Source organism: Caulobacter sp. B11, from assembly GCF_002737765.1.
In the GTDB taxonomy this organism is placed as follows: domain Bacteria; phylum Pseudomonadota; class Alphaproteobacteria; order Caulobacterales; family Caulobacteraceae; genus Caulobacter.
The window spans coordinates 1-3,444 of sequence record NZ_PEGG01000298.1 but is presented as its reverse complement, the minus strand read 5'-3'; the positions used below and the strand labels follow the sequence as shown (position 1 = coordinate 3,444).

Annotated in this window: 4 protein-coding genes; 3 read left to right on the top strand and 1 reads right to left on the bottom strand. The window is 66.1% G+C overall.

The window, feature by feature from the left end; genetic code table 11:
• Positions 1 to 209 precede the first annotated feature (209 nt).
• Positions 210 to 422, bottom strand: a complete 213-nt coding sequence (locus CSW58_RS15365; protein WP_236627794.1) for a hypothetical protein — start codon at positions 420 to 422, stop codon at positions 210 to 212.
• Positions 423 to 662: 240 nt separating this feature from the next.
• Here CSW58_RS15365 and yaaA point away from each other — a divergent pair, with 240 nt between their 5' ends.
• From yaaA to CSW58_RS11470, 3 genes are all read left to right on the top strand, one after another.
• On the top strand, positions 663 to 1,430 hold the full coding sequence (gene yaaA, locus CSW58_RS11480) for a peroxide stress protein YaaA (RefSeq protein ID WP_099447378.1): 768 nt from the start codon (positions 663 to 665) through the stop codon (positions 1,428 to 1,430).
• 88 nt (positions 1,431 to 1,518) lie between these two features.
• Complete coding sequence (locus tag CSW58_RS11475; protein WP_099447377.1) at positions 1,519 to 2,316, top strand: 3-hydroxybutyrate dehydrogenase; 798 nt, start codon at positions 1,519 to 1,521, stop codon at positions 2,314 to 2,316.
• A 39-nt stretch (positions 2,317 to 2,355) separates the two neighbouring features.
• Positions 2,356 to 3,417, top strand: coding sequence for a patatin-like phospholipase family protein (locus CSW58_RS11470; RefSeq protein WP_099447376.1), 1,062 nt, complete (start codon positions 2,356 to 2,358; stop codon positions 3,415 to 3,417).
• Positions 3,418 to 3,444 lie beyond the last annotated feature (27 nt).

Genomic DNA, 3,444 nt, shown 5'->3' with positions numbered 1-3,444 from the left:
GCGGAACGCTGCTTCCCAAAGGAGGCCGCCCGCGGTGGCGAGGACGAAAACCGCCAGGCCGCCCGCATAGGGCGCCCAGGCGATGTCGTGGGTGCGCCGCAGCCAGAGGCTCAGAATGGTCACGCGCCGCGCAGGCGGTCGCCAGGGCCGAACGCCACCCACCGCGTGCGCCCCTTGCGATAGCGCTGACCCACATGCCGGTCCGGCGCTTATAGGCCCGGACGAGCAGCCAGAGGCCGATGAGCATGAAGGGCCTCATAGGCCAGGATGACGGGTGTCGGTTGTCCCGCCACGGCGGCGACGCCGCCCATCAGCAGGCCCAGGGCCGGGTGATACCAGAGGGGCGCCCGGGCGCGCTGCGCCAGTTGCGCATTGGCGGCCTGGACTTCCGCCAGCATCCGGGCGGGGTCGTTGTCGATCATGTCGGGAACTCCACTTTCCATAGTGGAAAGCTAGCTGTGACTTTCCAGTCTGGCAAGTGCAAAGTTTCCATTATGGAAAGTGATCGAGTGTCCCCAAGTCCGGCAAGGTGGTTCGAGGGGGTTTGAGGCCCAGGGCGTCAAGCCGTCTGTCCAGGGTCCGCCCGGACGTGGTCCCTTTGGCGAGGCCTTCGGCAAGCTCTCCGCTGGCGATCCCCGTCAGGACCCTCTATCTCCCCGCCCATGCTGATGGTCATCTCCCCCGCCAAGTCTCTGGACTTCACCGCGCCCGATCAGGTGCTGCCCCTGACGACGCCCGAGCTGAAGGACAAGATCGCCGAGCTGGCCAAGGTGACGCGCAAGCTGACCGCCGCCGACCTGCGCCGCCTGATGCATATTTCCGAAAAGCTGGCGGCCCTGAACCGCGAGCGTTTCGAGGCCTTCGATCCCGAGGTCGAGGACGGTCTGCAGGCGGTGATCGCCTTCAACGGCGATGTGTATGGCGGGTTGGCCGCGCGGGAACTGGATCGCCCGGCCCTGGAATGGGCCCAGGACCACCTGCGGATCCTCTCCGGGCTCTATGGCGTGCTGCGTCCGTTCGACGCCCTGCAGCCCTATCGGCTGGAGATGGGCACGCGGCTGAAGACCAAGCGCGGTTCCAACCTCTACGACTTCTGGGGCGAGACCATCGCCCGGACCCTCAACGCCGCCGCCCTGGGTCATGCCGATCCGACCCTGGTGAACCTGGCCAGCCAGGAATATTTCGGCGCCGTCGACGCCAAGGCGCTGAAGCTGCCGATGGTGACGTGTCACTTCAAGGAAGAGAAGGGCGGCGAGCTGCGGGTGCTGGGCTTCTTCGCCAAGAAGGCCCGGGGCCGCATGGTGCGCTACGCCATCGATCAGCGGGTCGAAAAGGCCGCCGATCTGCAGGCTTTCGACCTGGACGGCTACGGGTTCCGCAAGGCGCTTTCGACCCCGACCGATTGGGTTTTCACTCGCCCTCAGCCCTGAATTCATCTATCGATGAATTTATAAGGCTTCGTTCATCGCAAGAGCGAGCTATATGCTGCATTGCAGCAAGACTTCGGAGGGTGCGTCAATGGCCGTGGATTTCGGTTTGCAAGGACAGGTCGCTGTCGTGACCGGTTCGACCAGCGGAATCGGCCACGCCCTGGCCGACGCCCTGGCGTCGCAAGGCGTGAACATCGTGCTCAACGGTTTGGGCGAGATGACCGCCATCGAGCGCACCCGAGCCGAGATGGCCGAGACGCACGGGGTCGAGGTGCTCTATCACGGCGCCGACATGACCAAGCCCAGCCAGATCGTCGACATGATCGCGGTGGCCAAGGCCGAGTTCGGCGAACTCGACATCCTGATCAATAACGCCGGCGTCCAGCACGTGGCCCCGATCGAGGATTTCCCGGACGACAAGTGGGACCAGATCATCGCCATCAACCTGTCCTCGGCCTTCCACGCCACCAAGGCGGCGGTGCCGATCATGAAGGCGCAGGGCCGTGGACGGATCGTCAATATCGCCTCGGCCCACGCCCTGGTCGCCTCGCCGTTCAAGTCGGCCTATGTGGCCGCCAAGCACGGGATCATGGGCCTGACCAAGACGGTCGCCCTCGAGGTCGCCCAGCATGGCGTCACCTGCAACGCCATCTGCCCAGGCTTCGTCAAGACGCCGCTGGTCGAGGCCCAGATCGCCGACCAGGCCGCCGCCCGCGGCATCAGCCAGGAGGCGGTCATGCGCGATGTGATCCTGGCCAGCCAGCCGACCAAGCAGTTCGTGACCTTCGAGCAGCTTTCGGGTGTTCTGCTCTATCTGGTGTCCGACATGGGCGCCTCGGCCAACGGCGCCGCCTGGCAGGTGGACGGCGGATGGACCGCCCAATAGGCTGATAGCGCCCAAGCCGGGCAGGAGACGGAAAAGGCCATGCCGCTCAATCCGTTCAAGAAGACGCCCGTCGCCGTCCGGCCGATCAGCGTCGCCCTGCAGGGCGGCGGCTCGCACGGAGCCTTCGAGTGGGGCGTGCTGGACCGCCTGCTTGAGGACGAGACCCTGGAGATCCAGGCGGTCACCGCCGCCTCGGCCGGCGCGATGAACGCCGTCGCCCTGGCCCAGGGCCTGCTCGACGGCGGCCGCGAGGGCGGCAAGGCCAGGCTTGAAAGCTTCTGGCGGCAGGTCAATCGCCACGGCGGCCGCAATGTATTCGGCGACACCAGCGTCTGGACCAGCGCCTTCGCCGGGGGTTCGGATTGGCTGAAAAGCACCCCGGGCTGGCGGATGGCCGAGACCCTGGCCATGTCGATGAGCCCCTATGAATTCAACCCGTTCAATCTCAACCCCCTGCAAGAAATCCTTGAGGCCGAGGTCGACTTCGCGGCGCTGCGCGAGGGCTCGCCGATCAAGCTCTATGTCTCGGCCACGGCTGTGCGGCTCAGCAAGAGTCGAGTGTTTCGCGAGACCGAGCTGACCTGCCGCCACATCATGGCCAGCGCCTGCCTGCCGCAACTGTTCCACGCGGTCGAGATCGACGGCGAGCCCTATTGGGACGGCGGCTACCTGGCCAACCCGGCCCTGTGGCCGCTGTTCTACGACAAGACCCCCGACGACATCCTGCTGGTCAGCCTCAATCCCTTCGTCCGCGAGGACACGCCCAAGACTCCGGGCGAGATCATGGACCGGCTCAATGAGATCACCTTCAACGCCGCCCTGGGGGCGGAACTGCGGGCCATCGGCTTCGTGCAGAAGCTGCTCGATGAGGGTCTGCTGAAGGACAATGCCCGCGGCCGCTACCGGAGCATGCTGATCCACGCGATCACCGCCGACGGTCCGCTGGCCGACCTGTCGATGGCGAGCAAGTTCAACACCGAATGGAGCTTCCTGGAGGACCTCAAGGCGCGCGGCCGGGCCGCCGCCGAGGCCTGGCTGGAGGCCGACCGAGCCAATATCGGCGTTCGCTCCAGCATCGACCTGCAGCACGGCCTACCCTGAGCCTTGGCGCGGAGCGGGGCGGGGTCT